The sequence below is a fragment of the Mycobacterium sp. genome (genome assembly GCF_050700595.1).
In the GTDB taxonomy this organism is placed as follows: domain Bacteria; phylum Actinomycetota; class Actinomycetes; order Mycobacteriales; family Mycobacteriaceae; genus Mycobacterium.
In genome coordinates this window covers 1-16490 of the sequence record NZ_JBOHHI010000105.1, presented here as the reverse complement: position 1 = coordinate 16490, position 16490 = coordinate 1, and the positions used below count along the sequence as shown (strand labels likewise).

General features: G+C 68.0%; 10 protein-coding genes. 9 read left to right on the top strand and 1 reads right to left on the bottom strand.

Annotation, left to right across the window (positions count from 1 at the left end; genetic code table 11):
• The first annotated feature begins 56 nt into the window (after positions 1–56).
• From ACRDTL_RS10245 to rplL, 5 genes are all read left to right on the top strand, one after another.
• Positions 57–4178 (top strand): NEW3 domain-containing protein, encoded by a 4122-nt coding sequence (locus ACRDTL_RS10245; protein ID WP_431506595.1) that lies wholly within the window; start codon positions 57–59, stop codon positions 4176–4178.
• Positions 4175–4783, top strand: coding sequence for a DUF7158 domain-containing protein (locus ACRDTL_RS10240; RefSeq protein ID WP_431506594.1), 609 nt, complete (start codon positions 4175–4177; stop codon positions 4781–4783). Before ACRDTL_RS10245 ends, ACRDTL_RS10240 begins: the two co-directional genes overlap by 4 nt.
• 4 nt (positions 4784–4787) lie before the next feature.
• Positions 4788–5690 (top strand): ROK family protein, encoded by a 903-nt coding sequence (locus ACRDTL_RS10235; protein WP_431506593.1) that lies wholly within the window; start codon positions 4788–4790, stop codon positions 5688–5690.
• 243 nt (positions 5691–5933) lie between these two features.
• Positions 5934–6476 carry a 50S ribosomal protein L10 gene (gene rplJ, locus ACRDTL_RS10230; RefSeq protein WP_431506592.1) on the top strand — a complete coding sequence of 181 codons (543 nt, stop codon included), beginning with the start codon at positions 5934–5936 and terminating at the stop codon, positions 6474–6476.
• A 32-nt stretch (positions 6477–6508) separates the two neighbouring features.
• Positions 6509–6901 carry a 50S ribosomal protein L7/L12 gene (gene rplL, locus ACRDTL_RS10225; protein ID WP_431506591.1) on the top strand — a complete coding sequence of 131 codons (393 nt, stop codon included), beginning with the start codon at positions 6509–6511 and terminating at the stop codon, positions 6899–6901.
• Here the strand turns inward: rplL and ACRDTL_RS10220 are convergent.
• The gene (locus ACRDTL_RS10220; RefSeq protein ID WP_431506655.1) at positions 6894–7574 is read right to left on the bottom strand and encodes a TetR/AcrR family transcriptional regulator; all 681 of its coding nucleotides are present in this window, start codon (positions 7572–7574) and stop codon (positions 6894–6896) included. The two genes, rplL and ACRDTL_RS10220, sit on opposite strands and share 8 nt — an antisense overlap.
• 60 nt (positions 7575–7634) lie before the next feature.
• Here ACRDTL_RS10220 and ACRDTL_RS10215 point away from each other — a divergent pair, with 60 nt between their 5' ends.
• The 4 genes from ACRDTL_RS10215 to rpoC all read left to right on the top strand — a co-directional run.
• Complete coding sequence (locus ACRDTL_RS10215; protein WP_431506590.1) at positions 7635–9137, top strand: carotenoid oxygenase family protein; 1503 nt, start codon at positions 7635–7637, stop codon at positions 9135–9137.
• Between the two features lie 86 nt (positions 9138–9223).
• The gene (locus ACRDTL_RS10210; protein ID WP_431506589.1) at positions 9224–10303 is read left to right on the top strand and encodes an ABC transporter ATP-binding protein; all 1080 of its coding nucleotides are present in this window, start codon (positions 9224–9226) and stop codon (positions 10301–10303) included.
• Positions 10304–10676: 373 nt separating this feature from the next.
• A complete protein-coding gene (locus tag ACRDTL_RS10205; RefSeq protein WP_431506588.1) occupies positions 10677–14204 on the top strand; it encodes a DNA-directed RNA polymerase subunit beta in 3528 nt (1175 codons plus the stop codon).
• A 35-nt stretch (positions 14205–14239) separates the two neighbouring features.
• Positions 14240–16490 (top strand): DNA-directed RNA polymerase subunit beta' (gene rpoC / locus ACRDTL_RS10200; RefSeq protein WP_431506587.1); only part of this gene is annotated, 2251 nt, incomplete at its 3' end.

Genomic DNA, 16490 nt, shown 5'->3' with positions numbered 1-16490 from the left:
GGGCATGGGTAGTCCTTACCATGCGACGCTGACCGTCCCGGTCGTAAGGTGCGGACATGCAGGTGATCTCCGCGGAGTCGACGGAACTTTTCGTCGGCCCGCCGGACGCACCGCTGCAGCTGGCCCGGGTCACCGTCAGCGGCTGCGCCGAGCCGACGCTGCTTCGCATCGACGGTCAAGGCCTCACGGGGCAAGCAACCGTCAACGATGCCCAGGACGTCGTCGAGATCCCGGTTGTCGTCGACCACCCGGTGACCGGGCAGCGACGCACCGCGAACGTGCACGCCGAAAGCGCCTCGATGCTCTTCCCGTTCACCGTCGCCGAACCCGGCTGGACGATGTTCATGATCAGCCATTTCCACTACGACCCGGTGTGGTGGAACACCCAGGGCGCCTACACCAGCATGTGGCAGGCGGACCCGCCCAGCAGGTGCCGGAATGGCTTCGAGCTGGTTCACGCGCATCTGGAGATGGCCCGCCGCGAACCCGAGTACAAATTCGTGCTGGCCGAAGTCGACTACCTCAAGCCGTACTGGGACACCCATCCCGAGGACCGCGCCGATCTGCGCCGCTTCATCGCCGAAGGCCGGGTGGAGGTGATGGGCGGCACCTACAACGAGCCCAACACCAACCTCACCAGCCCGGAGACAACCATCCGAAACCTGGTGCACGGCATGGGTTTCCAACGTGACATACTCGGCGCTGACCCGGCGACCGCCTGGCAGCTCGACGTGTTCGGCCACGACCCGCAGTTTCCGGGGATGGCCGCCGACGCCGGGCTGACGTCGAGTTCGTGGGCCCGCGGGCCGCACCACCAGTGGGGGCCGATGCACAGCGAGGGCGGCGTGGCCGGCATGCAGTTCTGCAGCGAGTTCGAGTGGATCGCCCCGTCCGGGCGCGGCCTGCTCACGCACTACATGCCCGCCCATTACGGGGCCGGCTGGGGGATGGACGACGCGGCGTCGCTTGCCGAGGCCGAGCAGGCCACGTACCGGCTGTTCGAGGAGCTGTGCAAGGTCGCGCTGACCCGCAACGTGCTATTGCCGGTCGGCGCCGACTACACGCCGCCGAACAAGTGGGTGACCGAGATTCACCGGGACTGGGGTGCGCGCTACACCTGGCCGAAGTTCGTGTGTGCGCTGCCGTGCGAGTTCTTCGCCGCGGTGCGCGCCGAACTCGGTGCCCGCGGGCTGAGGCCGTCGCCGCAAACCCGGGACATGAACCCGGTCTACACCGGCAAGGACGTGTCGTACATCGACACCAAGCAGGCCAACCGGGCCGCCGAGAACGCCGTGCTGGACGCGGAACGCTTCGCGGTGTTCGCCGGGGTATTGGCCGGTGCGGACTACCCGCAGGCGGCGCTGGCCAAGGCGTGGGTGCAATTGGCGTACGGCGCGCACCACGACGGCATCACCGGCTCGGAATCCGATCAGGTCTATCTCGACCTGCTGACCGGCTGGCGCGACGCGTGGGAGTTGGGCCACACCGTCCGGGACAACGCGCTGGCGCTGTTGTCCCGTGCCGTCCCCGGCGACGTGGTGGTGTGGAATCCGTTGGCGCACAGCCGAACCGACGTGGTAACCGCTCGGCTAGACACCGGCGCGCGGATCTTGGATGCCGACGGCGTCGAGGCGCCGTATGTGGAGCACGACGGCCGGTCGGTGACGTTCCTGGCGCGCGACGTGCCATCGCTGGGTTGGCGGGCCTACCGGCTGGCCGGTGCCGGCGAACCGGCCGGCTGGGAACCGGTGCCCGGGTCGCAGATCGCCAACGAGCATTACCGGCTGACGGTCGACCCGGCCCGCGGCGGCGGGGTGTGCTCGCTGCGGCAGGACGGCCGTGAGCTGATCGCCGACGGCAAGGTCGGCAACGAGCTGGCCGTCTACCAGGAATACCCGGCCCACCCGACCGGCGGTGAGGGCCCGTGGCACCTGCTGCCCAAGGGGCCGGTCGTCTGCTCGTCGGAAACCCGCGCCGACATGCAGGCGTACCAGTGCCCGCTGGGACAGCGGCTGGTCGTGCGCGGCCGGATCGACACACTGCTGCGCTACACCCAGACGCTGACGCTGTGGCACGGCGTCGCGCGGGTGGACTGCCGCACCGTCATCGACGAGTTCACCGGCGAGGACCGGCTGCTGCGGCTGCGCTGGCCCTGCCCGGTGCCGGGCGCCATGCCGGTCAGCGAGGTCGGCGACGCCGTCGTCGGGCGCGGTTTCGCGTTGCTGCACGACCCGCGCACCGGGCGGTCGGTGGACAGCGGGCAACACCCGTGGACGCTGGACAACCCGGCGTACGGCTGGTTCGGGCTGTCGTCCGCAGCGCGGGTCCGGGTCGGCAATGCCGTGGCTGCGGTGTCGGTGGCCGAGGTGGTGACACCGTCCGAGACGGCATCGGGCGAGCTGGCGCGCCGCCTGATGGTCGCGCTGGTGCGTGCCGGGGTCACCGCGACCTGCAGCAGCGCCGACAAGCCCCGCTACGGACATCTGGGCGTCGACTCCAACCTGCCGGACACCCGGATCGCCCTGGGCGGGCCGGGCGACAACGCGTTCACCAAAGCCGTGCTGGCGGCCGCCGACCCGGACTACAGCAGCGAGCTGGACCGCCAGCTCACCGCGACCGGGCGAGCCCGGGTGTGGGTGCCGGCGGCAGTACCGTTGGCGTCGGCCTGGGTGCCGGGCGCCGACCTGCGTGACCCGCGGGCGCTGCCGGTGCTGGTGATCGCCGGCCGCGACGAGGTCGACCTCGTGCCGGCGATCGCGGCGGTGGCCGACGACCTCGCGGACGCCGAGATCGTCGTCACCCAGCAGGCGGCGTCGGGGCTGGGGCGCTACGAGCCATACACGGTTGCGCTGCTCAACCGCGGGGTGCCGAGTTTCGCCGTCGACACCGACGGAACGCTGCATTCCGCGCTGATGCGGTCGTGCACCGGCTGGCCATCGGGCACCTGGATCGACGAGCCGCGCCGCGCCGCGCCCGACGGGTCGAACTTCCAACTGCAGCACTGGACCCACGGATTCGACTACGCGCTGGTCGCCGGCGCCGGCGACTGGCGGCCGGCGCGGATCCCGGCGCGCAGCGCGGAGTTCTCCCACCCGCTGCTCTGCGCGCCCGGAAAGGGCGCTGGGCTGCCGGCGGCCGGATCGCTGCTACAGGTGGATCCTGCGGTGCAGGTCGGCGCCCTCAAGCCGGCCGGCAACCCGTTGGCACGCGGCCGCGCCCGGCCGGTCGACCCGCATGCCGTGGCCATCCGGCTGGTCGAACCGCACGGCGCCGACACCGACGTCGTGGTGCGCTCTCCGCTGGGCACCGTGTCGGAGCTTGTGCCGGCGGATCTGCTCGAACGGCCGGTGGCACGTCCGCGGGTCAGCACGCTGCACGGCTACCAGATCGCCACCGTGCTGGCCCGGCTCGACATGCCCCGCGTCCTGGACGGCGGTCTGCTGGCATCGGAAGCCGAGGCCGCCCAGCCGCTGTACGCCCGGTATTGGCTGCACAACCGCGGCCCCGCGCCGTTGGGCGGGCTACCGGCGGTCGCCTACCTGCACCCCCAGCACGTAGACGCCGTCGGCACTGAGGTGGTGCTGCGCTTGACTGCGGCGAGCGACGCTAGCGATACGCCGTTGGTCGGTGTTGTCGCGCTGGTGTGCCCCGACGGGTGGACTGCCAGACCCGCCGAGCTGCCGTTCGAGCTGCCGCCCGGCGAACACCTGGAGGCCGACGTCATTGTCACGATGCCACCCGCCGAGCCCGGTCTTTACCCGATCCGAGCCCAGTTGCAACTCAGCGGCAAGGTGCCACCCGCCTGGCGACAGGTGATCGAAGACGTGTGCATCGTGTCGGTCGGCGCGCCCCACGACCGGGGGCTGCTGTATCTCGTCGATGACCCGGCCGACGTCGCGGTCGCTGCCGGTGACTCGGCGAGGTTGACGGTCACGGTCGGCACCACCGCCTGCGCCGAGCTGGCACTGGAGGCCCACCTGATCAGCCCGTGGGGAACCTGGGAGTGGATCGGTCCGGCCGCGCTGGGCGCGGTGCTGCCCGCACGCCGCACGGTCGAGCTCGGCTTCGACGTGGCCCCGCCCCCCTGGCTGGAGCCCGGCCAATGGTGGGCGTTGGTCCGGGTCGGCTGCGCCGGCAGCCTGGTGTATTCACCTGCGGTCCAGGTCACAGTCCGATGATCGCCGCGACCGTCGGCGGTATCGCGGTCCCGATCAGCGAGGTCGACGCGCGCGAGGCGCGGCTGCGCGACGGCCCGCTGGCAGCCGCGCTGCCGCGGGCAGGTACCAGCGAGGGACGGCAGCTACGCCGCTGGCTGACCCAGCTGATCGTGACCGAGCGGGTGATCGCCGTCGAGGCGGACGCGCTGAAAGTGACCGCTGCGGACGCACCGAGCGAGGCGGAGCTGCTGCCCGATGTGACGGCCCGACTGGAGCTCGGCAGTATGGCCGCCGCGGTGCTGGGCCAGGAGTTGGCCCGCGCCCTGTTCGCCCGGGTGACCGCCGCGATCGACGTCAGTGACGACGATGTCGCCGATTACCACGCCCGCAACCCGCTGCGGTTCGCCACGGTGCCGCCGGGCCGGAACGGCTGGCGCGGTGCCGCCTTCGCCGCGCCGCCGTTGGAGCAGGTGCGTTCGATGATCGCCGAGCACCTGCGGGCCGCCGCGCGGCGCCGGGCTTTCCGGGTGTGGATAGACGTGCGCCGCGCCGCGCAGGTGCGGCTGGCGCCCGGCTACGAACACCCCGGCGACCCACGTCAACCCGACAACACCCATCGGCACTAAAGCCATGCTCACCCTGTCCCTCGACATCGGCGGCACGAAAATCGCCGCCGGCCTGGTCGACTCCGCCGGCACGCTGGTACATGTCACAAGGCGGCCGACGCCGAAAGACCAGGTATGGGACGCGGTTCACGCGATGATCACCCAGACGCTGGATGTTGCCGGCGGTGCGGCCGAGGCGGTCGGGATCGCGTCGGCCGGCCCGATCGACGTCGGGGCCGGCACGGTGAGCCCGATCAACATCGCGGGCTGGCGCGGTTTCCCGCTGCGCGACCGGGTCGCCGCAGCCGTGCCCGGTGTGCCGGTGCGGCTCGGCGGCGACGGGCTGTGCATGGCGCTGGGCGAGCACTGGCGCGGCGCCGGACGCGGCGTCCGCTTTTTGGTCGGCATTGTGGTGTCCACCGGCGTGGGCGGTGGGCTGGTGCTCGACGGCACCCCCTATCACGGGCGGACCGGCAACGCCGGGCACGTCGGGCACGTGGTCGCCGAGCCGGACGGCTCACCGTGCGTCTGCGGCGGCCGGGGCTGCGTGGAGACCGTGGCGTCCGGCCCGTCGATGACGCGGTGGGCGCAGGCCAACGGCTGGACCGGGGCCGACGCGAGGGCGCTGGCGCAGGCGGCCTCCGCCGGTGACGCGATAGCCGTGCGGGCATTCGGCCGCGGCGCCACCGCACTGGCCGCGATGATCGCCTCGGTGGCGGCGGTCTGCGACCTGGACCTCGCGGTGATCGGCGGGGGAGTCGCCAAGTCCGGCCCGGTGTTGTTCGACCCACTGCGCGCGGCGTTGGCGGGATACGCCGGGTTGGATTTCATTTGCGGCGTGCGTGCTGTGCCCGCCGAACTCGGCGGCAACGCCGGTTTGATCGGGGCGGCAAGGCTGGCCGAACTCTCCGCGACCGGCCACTTATGACACGCTCCAGAGCTTTTTGCGTGACACAACTGGCCACTCGACGAGGGTGGCGGCTGCTGATAACCAGCGCCACGCTATTGTGGTTGCCGATCCACCGAAGACCGTCGGTCACCGAGCAATCGGTCGAAGGTCCGGGAACACCCGGCGGCCCACGCAGGAGGACGAGGCAGCTTTGGCACGCCCCGACCGCTTCCTGCGTCGGGGCGTTCGTCGTTCCCGGGCCGAGACTCCAAGGAGGTATGCATGGGCAGGGCTGACAAGGCCACCGCCGTTGCAGACATCGCCGAGCAGTTCAAGGCGTCCACTGCGACCGTGATCACCGAGTACCGCGGCCTGACGGTGGCCAACCTGGCCGACTTGCGCCGCTCGCTGGCCGGATCGGCCACCTACGCGATCGCCAAGAACACGCTGGTCAAACGGGCCGCGGCGAAGGCGGGCATCGAGGGTCTCGACGAGTTGTTCATCGGCCCGACCGCGATCGCGTTCGTCACCGGTGAGACCGTTGATGCCGCCAAGGCCATCAAGACCTTCGCCAAGGGCAACAAGGCGCTGGTCATCAAGGGCGGCTACATGGATGGCCACCCGCTCAGCGTCGCCGAGGTCGAGCGGATCGCCGACCTGGAGTCGCGCGAGGTGCTGCTGGCCAAGCTGGCCGGCGCGATGAAGGCCAACCTCGCCAATGCTGCCGCATTGTTCAACGCGCCCGCGTCGCAGGTGGCCCGCCTGGCTGCCGCGCTGCAGGAGAAGAAGGCCGCTGAAGCTCCGGTAACCGAAACCGCCGAGTAACCCCGTACCCCACCCCGAGGAAGGACACACACATGGCCAAGCTGTCTACCGACGAGCTGCTCGACGCCTTCAAGGACCTGACCTTGTTGGAGCTCTCCGAGTTCGTCAAGAAGTTCGAGGAGACCTTCGAGGTCACCGCCGCCGCCCCGGTTGCCGTCGCGCCCGCTGCGCCGGGGGCTGCTCCCGCTGCGGCGGAGGCTGCCGAAGAGCAGTCCGAGTTCGACGTCATTCTCGAAGCCGCCGGCGACAAGAAGATCGGCGTCATCAAGGTCGTGCGCGAGATCGTCTCGGGCCTGGGCCTCAAGGAGGCCAAGGATCTGGTCGACGGCGCGCCCAAGCCGCTGCTGGAGAAGGTCGCCAAGGAGGCCGCCCAGGAGGCCAAGACCAAACTCGAAGCTGCCGGCGCCACCGTCACGGTCAAGTAGTCAAGCGAAGCGACCGGTACACCCGCTCGGGCGAATCACCCAGCGCGACAAGCAGGTTCGTCGTCATCGAGCCGAGTACCGGTCCGACGGCCGCGCCGTCGTCACCGTAGTAGCCGGCCAACTCCAGCATCACGAACCCGTGGATCGCCGCCCAGAACCGGGCGGCGACGGCCACCACTGCGGCGTCATCTTCGGCCGATCCCGCCGTGATGCGGCCCGCCAGCATCGACCGGTGCACGGCCCGCACCACGTGCGCGAAGCTGGGGTAACGCTCGCTGATCTCCGCCAGGCTCAGCGTGAGCATGTTGTGCGCGGGCGCGTTGATGCCGTGTGCGCTGGTGCTGCCGAACATCAGCCGGTACATGTGTGGGCGTTCGATGCCATAGCGTCGGTAGGCGGTACCGACTGCGAATAAGTCGGCGACCGGATCGTCGGTTTGCGAAACCGCGAGCGCGGCGTCGAACTGCCGCAGGCCCTCCTCGGCCACCGCGGCGATCAACGCCTGCATCCCGCCGAAATGGGTGTACACCGCCATCGTCGAGGTTCCGGCCGCGCTGGCGATCTTGCGGGTCTGCAACGCGTCGGGCCCGTCGCTGTTGAGCAGGCTCACGGCCGCGTGCACCAGTTCGTCGCGCACGCTGCGTTCGGTCTGCGAGGAAGTCATCGTTGCCATCTTGGCACACAGGGCGTAGGCTCCCATAACATCGTAATATCAATGTTATAGGAGTTGGCAATGACCACTACCGCCACCACCCGATCGGCGAACCCCTATCTCGACGGTTTCCTGGCGCCGGTGGATGCCGAGCTGACCGCGACTGACCTGCCGGTCACCGGGCACATCCCCGAGCACCTCGATGGGCGCTACCTGCGCAACGGACCCAACCCGGCTGCCGAGGTAGACCCGGCCACCTACCACTGGTTCACCGGCGACGCGATGGTGCACGGCGTCGCGCTGCGCGACGGGCAGGCCCGCTGGTATCGCAACCGCTGGGTCCGCACCCCGCACGTCTGCGCCGCGCGGGGCGAACCCGCACCCAGCGGGCTGGACCCGCGCGCCGGCATGCTGTCGGTCGGTCCCAACACCAACGTGCTGAGCCATGCCGGCCAGACGCTGGCACTGGTCGAGGGCGGCGGCGCTAACTACCGGCTCACCGACGACCTCGACACCGTCGGCCCGTGTGACTTCGACGGCACCCTGACCGGCGGCTACACCGCCCACCCGCACCGTGATCCGGCCACCGGCGAGCTGCACGCGGTGTCGTACTCGTTCGCCCGCGGACGCAGCGTGCAGTACTCGGTGATCGACACCGGGGGACGGGCCCGTCGCACGGTCGACATCAAGGTGTCGGGGTCGCCGATGATGCACGACTTCTCGCTGACCGAGAAGTATGTGGTGATCTACGACCTGCCGGTCACCTTCGACCCGGTCCAGGTACTGCCGACGACCGTGCCGCGCTGGCTGAGCGGCCCGGCCCGGCTGGCGCTGCAGTCGGTGATCGGACGGGTCCGGATGCTCAGCCCGGTCACGGCAATGATCAATCGGAACCGCCAGCCGCTCAACAAGATGCCATACGCCTGGAATCCCAAATACCCGGCGCGCATCGGTGTCATGCCCCGCGAGGGCGCAGCCGCAGACATCAGATGGTTCGACATCGAACCGTGCTACGTCTACCACCCGCTCAACGCCTACACCGAAACACGCGATGGCGCCGAGGTCATGGTGCTCGACGTGGTGCGCTACTCCCGCATGTTCGACCGTGACCGCCGCGGCCCCGGCGACAGCCGACCCACCCTGGACCGCTGGACGATCAACCTGACCACCGGCGCGGTGAGCGGCGAACGCCGCGACGACCGGCCCCAGGAATTCCCCCGGATCAACGAGTCCCTGCTCGGCGGCAGGCACCGGTTCGGCTACACCGTCGGTATCGACGGCGGATTCCTGGACGCGGGGGCATCCGCGATGCGCACCGCGCTTTACAAGCACGACTACGCGACCGGATCCACCGCCACGGCCACACTCGACCCCGAGTTGCTGATCGGCGAGATGTCGTTCATCCCGGCCCCCACGGCCGGCGCCGAGGACGACGGCACGTTGATCGGCTATGGCTATCACCGCGGCCGTGACGAGGGCCAACTGCTGTTGCTCGATGCCGCAACACTGGAGTCGATGGCCACCGTGCACCTGCCGCAACGGGTCCCGATGGGTTTTCACGGCAACTGGTCGCCGCAGCGCTAGCGATCGATAGGTGTGTCGTCTGCTGCCTGGGTAAGCTAAAGTGACTCAAACCACAGCGCAGGGGAGCAACGTCGGAAGGACTTCGCATGGGTATCGGTATCCAGGTTGAGGGGCTGAGTAAGTCCTTCGGGTCCCAGCGAATCTGGGAAGACGTCGCAATGGACATCCCGCCGGGCGAGGTCAGTGTGTTGCTGGGGCCGTCGGGTACCGGCAAGTCGGTGTTTTTGAAGTCGTTGATCGGCTTGCTGCGCCCGGAACGCGGCTCGATCGTCGTCGAGGGCACCGACATCACCGAGTGCACAGCCAAGGAGCTCTATGAGATCCGCACCCTGTTCGGGGTGATGTTCCAGGACGGCGCGCTGTTCGGATCGATGAACCTCTACGACAACACGGCGTTCCCGCTGCGCGAGCACACCAAGAAAAAGGAAGGCGAAATCCGTGACATCGTCATGGAGAAGCTGAACCTGGTCGGCCTGGGCGGGGATGAGAAGAAGTTCCCCGGTGAGATCTCCGGCGGTATGCGCAAACGCGCCGGGCTGGCCCGCTCGCTGGTGCTCGACCCGCAGATCATCCTCTGCGACGAGCCCGACTCGGGTCTGGATCCGGTCCGCACCGCCTATCTGAGCCAGCTGATTCTCGACATCAACGCGCAGATCGACGCCACCATCCTGATCGTCACGCACAACATCAACATCGCCCGCACGGTGCCGGACAACATGGGCATGCTGTTCCGTCGCAAGCTGGTGATGTTCGGCCCGCGTGAAGTGCTGCTGACCAGCGACGAGCCGGTCGTGCGGCAATTCCTCAACGGGCGGCGGATCGGTCCGATCGGGATGTCCGAGGAAAAGGACGAGGCCACGATGGCCGAGGAGCAGGCCCACCTGGACGCCGGCCACCTCGACGGCGGTGTCGAGGACATCGAGGGCGTGCCGCCGCAGATCACCGTCACCCCGGGTATGCCGGAGCGCAAGGCGGTCGCCCGTCGTCAGGCCCGGGTCCGGGAGAATCTGCACCTGCTGCCGAAGAACGCCCAGGCGGCGATCCTCGACTCGCTGGAGGGCACCGGCAAGTTCGCTGGGCACGAGTTCGGCGATGAGGTCGGCGGCGGCCACCGGCGCGAGGACGAGTCAACCACCGCGTCGATCCCCACCCGGCGGAACTACTGACACCGGCGGCAGGTGGAAGGGAGCTTCGCTGACAAGTTGGCGCGTCAACCCTTGACGGACGGCCTCGAACAGGTCAATCTGTTGGGCAGTATGCGTGCACGGGAAGGTCAAGACGCCGGCCAGCGCCGATAGTTTGTGCACGGTAGTTGAGGAATGCGCAGTCGTGCGCTATTGTTGGACGTTGCGCTGGCTACTTCCTGCCCATCTCACCCGCCATTTGACACCGTGGTCCTGGCCTGACTCGCTTTCCCCTCAGCGAGCTAGCTGCGTGCGTGAGATGCGGACAGATCGTCCGCCAGCCGAACCGACAAAGTGATCGCGGCGAACAGGTCCTATAACCAGTCAGCCGCACGAGGTGCTGGAAGGATGCATCTTGGCAGTCTCCCGCCAGAGCAAGAAAAATCCCTCAAAGACTCAAGCTTCTTCCTACAACTCTGTTCCCGGAGCACCTAACCGAATTTCATTCGCCAAGCTGCACGAACCGCTGGAGGTTCCGGGGCTGCTCGACGTGCAGACCGAGTCGTTCGAGTGGCTGATCGGCGCGCCGCGCTGGCGCGAGGCCGCCGCCGCCCGTGGCGAGCGGCGAGGGGACCGCAAGCCGGTCGGCGGTCTGGAAGAGGTGCTCTCCGAGCTGTCGCCGATCGAGGACTTCTCCGGCTCGATGTCGCTGTCGTTCTCCGACCCGCGGTTCGACGAGGTCAAGGCGCCGGTCGACGAGTGCAAAGACAAGGACATGACGTACGCGGCCCCGCTGTTCGTCACGGCCGAGTTCATCAACAACAACACCGGCGAGATCAAGAGCCAGACGGTGTTCATGGGCGACTTCCCGATGATGACCGAAAAAGGCACGTTCATCATCAACGGGACCGAGCGGGTGGTGGTCAGCCAGCTGGTGCGCTCGCCCGGGGTCTACTTCGACGAGACGATCGACAAGTCGACCGAGAAGACGCTGCATTCGGTCAAGGTGATCCCCAGCCGCGGCGCGTGGCTGGAGTTCGACGTCGACAAGCGCGACACCGTGGGTGTGCGCATCGACCGCAAGCGCCGCCAGCCCGTCACCGTGCTGCTCAAGGCGCTGGGTTGGACCGGCGAGCAGATCACCGAGCGGTTCGGCTTCTCCGAGATCATGATGTCGACGCTGGAGAAGGACAACACCCTCGGCACCGACGAGGCGCTGCTGGACATCTACCGCAAGCTGCGCCCGGGCGAGCCGCCCACCAAGGAGTCCGCGCAGACCCTGCTGGAGAACCTGTTCTTCAAGGAGAAGCGCTACGACCTGGCCCGAGTCGGTCGTTACAAGATCACCAAGAAGCTTGGCCTGAGCGCGAAAGGCAGCGATAACCCGATCACGACGACCACGCTGACCGAAGAGGACATCGTCGCCACCATCGAGTACCTGGTGCGCCTGCACGAGGGTCAGACCACGATGACCGTTCCGGGCGGCGTCGAGGTGCCGGTGGAAACCGACGACATCGACCACTTCGGCAACCGCAGGCTGCGCACGGTCGGAGAGTTGATCCAGAACCAGATCCGGGTCGGCATGTCCCGGATGGAGCGGGTGGTCCGCGAGCGGATGACCACGCAGGACGTCGAGGCGATCACGCCGCAGACGCTGATCAATATCCGGCCGGTGGTCGCCGCGATCAAGGAGTTCTTCGGCACCAGCCAGCTGTCGCAGTTCATGGACCAGAACAACCCGCTGTCGGGCCTGACCCACAAGCGGCGGCTCTCCGCGCTGGGCCCGGGTGGTCTGTCCCGGGAGCGGGCCGGGCTGGAGGTCCGCGACGTCCACCCGAGCCACTACGGCCGGATGTGCCCGATCGAGACCCCGGAAGGACCGAACATCGGTCTGATCGGGTCGCTGTCGGTGTACGCGCGGGTCAACCCCTTCGGGTTCATCGAGACGCCGTATCGCAAGGTGGTCGACGGCGTGGTCACCGACGAGATCGAGTACCTGACCGCCGACGAGGAGGACCGTCACGTCGTCGCGCAGGCCAACTCGCCGATCGACGACGACCGCCGATTCACCGAGGCCCGCGTGCTGGTCCGCCGCAAGGCCGGCGAGGTCGAGTACGTGTCCTCCGCCGAGGTGGAGTACATGGACGTCTCGCCGCGCCAGATGGTGTCGGTGGCGACCGCGATGATCCCGTTCCTCGAGCACGACGACGCCAACCGAGCCCTGATGGGCGCCAACATGCAACGCCAGGCGGTTCCGCTGGTGCGCAGCGAGGCGCCGTTGGTGGGCACGGGCATGGAGTTGCGCGCCGCGATCGACGCCGGTGACGTCGTCGTCGCCGACAAGGGCGGTGTCATCGAGGAGGTGTCGGCCGACTTCATCACGGTGATGGCCGACGACGGCACCCGGCATACCTACCGGATGCGCAAGTTCGCCCGGTCCAACCACGGCACCTGCGCCAACCAGCGCCCGATCGTGGACACCGGAGCGCGGGTGGAGGCCGGCCAGGTGATCGCCGACGGCCCGTGCACCGCCGACGGCGAGATGGCGCTGGGCAAGAACCTGCTGGTGGCGATCATGCCGTGGGAGGGGCACAACTACGATGACGCGATCATCCTGTCCAACCGCCTCCTCGAGGAGGACATCCTCACCTCGATTCACCTCGAGGAGCACGAGGTCGACGCCCGCGACACCAAGCTGGGTGCCGAGGAGATCACCCGGGACATCCCGAACGTCTCCGACGAGGTGCTGGCCGACCTCGACGAGCGCGGCATCGTGCGTATCGGTGCCGAGGTCCGTGACGGCGACATCCTGGTCGGCAAGGTCACCCCGAAGGGGGAAACCGAGCTGACTCCGGAGGAGCGGCTGCTGCGGGCGATCTTCGGGGAGAAGGCCCGTGAGGTCCGCGACACGTCGCTGAAGGTGCCGCACGGCGAATCCGGCAAGGTGATCGGCATCCGGGTGTTCTCCCGCGAGGACGACGACGAGCTGCCGGCCGGCGTCAACGAGCTGGTCCGCGTCTACGTCGCCCAGAAGCGCAAGATCTCCGACGGCGACAAGCTGGCCGGGCGGCACGGCAACAAGGGTGTGATCGGCAAGATCCTGGCGGTCGAGGACATGCCGTTCCTGCCGGACGGCACCCCGGTGGACATCATCCTGAACACCCACGGGGTGCCGCGACGCATGAACATCGGCCAGATCCTGGAAACCCATCTGGGCTGGTGCGCCCACAGCGGCTGGAAGATCGAGAGGTCCAAGGGTGTCCCGGACTGGGCGGCGCGGTTGCCCGACGAGCTGTTGGACGCCGAGCCGAACAAGATCGTCTCGACCCCGGTGTTCGACGGCGCTCGGGAGGAGGAGCTGCAGGGTCTGCTGTCCTCGACGCTGCCCAACCGCGACGGCGATGTGCTGGTCGACGGCGACGGCAAGGCGGTGCTGTTCGACGGCCGGTCCGGTGAGCCGTTCCCGTACCCGGTGACGACCGGCTACATGTACATCATGAAGCTGCACCACCTGGTCGACGACAAGATCCACGCCCGCTCCACCGGCCCGTACTCGATGATCACCCAGCAGCCGCTGGGCGGTAAGGCGCAGTTCGGTGGCCAGCGGTTCGGCGAGATGGAGTGCTGGGCCATGCAGGCCTACGGCGCGGCCTACACGCTGCAGGAGCTGCTGACGATCAAGTCCGACGACACCGTCGGGCGGGTCAAGGTTTACGAGGCGATCGTCAAGGGCGAGAACATCCCCGAGCCGGGCATTCCCGAGTCGTTCAAGGTGCTGCTCAAGGAGCTGCAGTCGCTGTGCCTCAACGTCGAGGTGCTGTCGAGTGACGGCGCGGCGATCGAGATGCGCGACGGCGACGACGAGGATCTGGAGCGCGCGGCCGCGAATCTGGGAATCAACTTGTCCCGCAACGAATCCGCGTCCGTAGAAGATCTAGGCTGATTGATTTCTAGTCCCGCAATCCGAAAGGGAGTTACGTGTTAGACGTCAACTTCTTCGATGAACTCCGCATCGGCCTGGCCACCGCCGACGACATTCGGCGGTGGTCGTTCGGCGAGGTCAAGAAGCCGGAGACCATCAACTACCGCACGCTGAAGCCGGAGAAGGACGGTCTGTTCTGCGAGAAGATCTTCGGACCGACTCGCGACTGGGAGTGCTATTGCGGCAAATACAAGCGGGTCCGCTTCAAGGGCATCATCTGTGAGCGCTGCGGCGTCGAGGTGACGCGGGCCAAGGTGCGTCGCGAGCGGATGGGCCACATCGAGCTGGCCGCACCGGTCACCCACATCTGGTACTTCAAGGGCGTGCCGTCGCGGTTGGGCTACCTGCTCGACCTGGCGCCGAAGGACCTCGAGAAGATCATCTACTTCGCCGCCTACGTCATCACCGGCGTCGACGAGGAGCTGCGGCACAACGAGCTTTCCACGCTCGAGGCCGAGATGACCGTGGAGCGCAAGGCGGTCGAGGACCAGCGCGATGCGGACCTGGAGGCCCGCGCCCAGAAGCTGGAGGCCGACCTGGCCGAGCTGGAGGCCGAAGGCGCGAAAGCCGATGCCAAGCGCAAGGTGCGCGACGGCGGCGAGCGCGAGATGCGGCAGACCCGCGACCGTGCCCAGCGTGAGCTGGAACGGCTGGACGAGATCTGGAACACCTTCACCAAGCTGGCCCCCAAGCAGCTGATCGTCGACGAGAACCTCTATCGCGAGCTGGTCGACCGATACGGCGAGTACTTCACCGGCGCGATGGGTGCGGAGTCGATCCAGAAGCTCATCGAGACCTTCGACATCGAGGCCGAGGCCGACGCGCTGCGCGAGGTCATCCGAAGTGGCAAGGGGCAGAAGAAGCTTCGCGCCCTCAAGCGGCTCAAGGTGGTTGCGGCGTTCCAGCAGTCCGGCAACTCGCCGATGGGCATGGTGCTCGGCGCCGTGCCGGTGATTCCGCCGGAACTGCGGCCGATGGTGCAACTCGACGGTGGCCGCTTCGCCACCAGCGACCTCAACGACCTGTACCGCCGGGTGATCAACCGCAACAACCGGCTCAAGAGGCTGATCGACCTCGGTGCGCCCGAGATCATCGTCAACAACGAGAAGCGGATGCTGCAGGAGGCGGTGGACGCGCTGTTCGACAACGGCCGCCGCGGTCGCCCGGTCACCGGACCGGGCAACCGGCCGCTCAAGTCGCTTTCCGATCTGCTCAAGGGCAAGCAGGGCCGGTTCCGGCAGAACCTGCTGGGTAAGCGCGTCGACTACTCGGGCCGTTCGGTCATCGTGATCGGCCCGCAGCTCAAGCTGCACCAGTGTGGCCTGCCCAAGCTGATGGCGCTGGAGCTGTTCAAGCCGTTCGTGATGAAGCGGCTCGTCGACCTCAACCACGCGCAGAACATCAAGAGCGCCAAGCGAATGGTGGAGCGCCAGCGTCCGCAGGTGTGGGACGTGCTCGAAGAGGTCATCGCCGAGCACCCGGTGCTGCTCAACCGCGCACCCACCCTGCACCGGCTGGGTATCCAGGCTTTCGAGCCAATGCTGGTGGAAGGTAAGGCTATTCAGCTGCACCCGCTGGTGTGTGAGGCGTTCAACGCCGACTTCGACGGCGACCAGATGGCGGTGCACCTGCCTTTGAGCGCCGAGGCGCAGGCCGAGGCCCGCATCCTGATGCTGTCCAGTAACAACATCCTGTCGCCGGCGTCGGGTCGTCCGCTGGCCATGCCGCGACTGGACATGGTGACCGGGCTCTACTTCCTGACCACCGAGATCGAAGGCGACACCGGCGAATACCGGCCGGCTGCCAAGGACCGCCCGGAGTCGGGTGTGTACGCGTCGCCGGCCGAGGCGATCATGGCCGCCGACCGCGGTGTGTTGTCGGTTCGGGCCAAGATCAGGGTGCGTCTTTCCCAGCTGCGCCCGCCGGTGGAAATCGAGACCGAGCTGTTCGGCCAAAACGGTTGGCGGCCCGGTGATTCCTGGAGAGCTGCTACCACCCTGGGCCGGGTGATGTTCAACGAGCTGCTGCCGATGAGCTACTCGTTCGTCAATGAGCAGATGCACAAGAAGGTACAGGCCGCGATCATCAACGACCTGGCCGAGCGCTACCCGATGATCGTGGTCGCCCAGACCGTGGACAAGCTCAAGGACGCCGGCTTCTACTGGGCCACCCGAAGCGGAGTCACGGTCGCCATGGCTGATGTGTTGGTGCCGCCGGGCAAGCAGGAGATCCTCGACGCCTATGAGG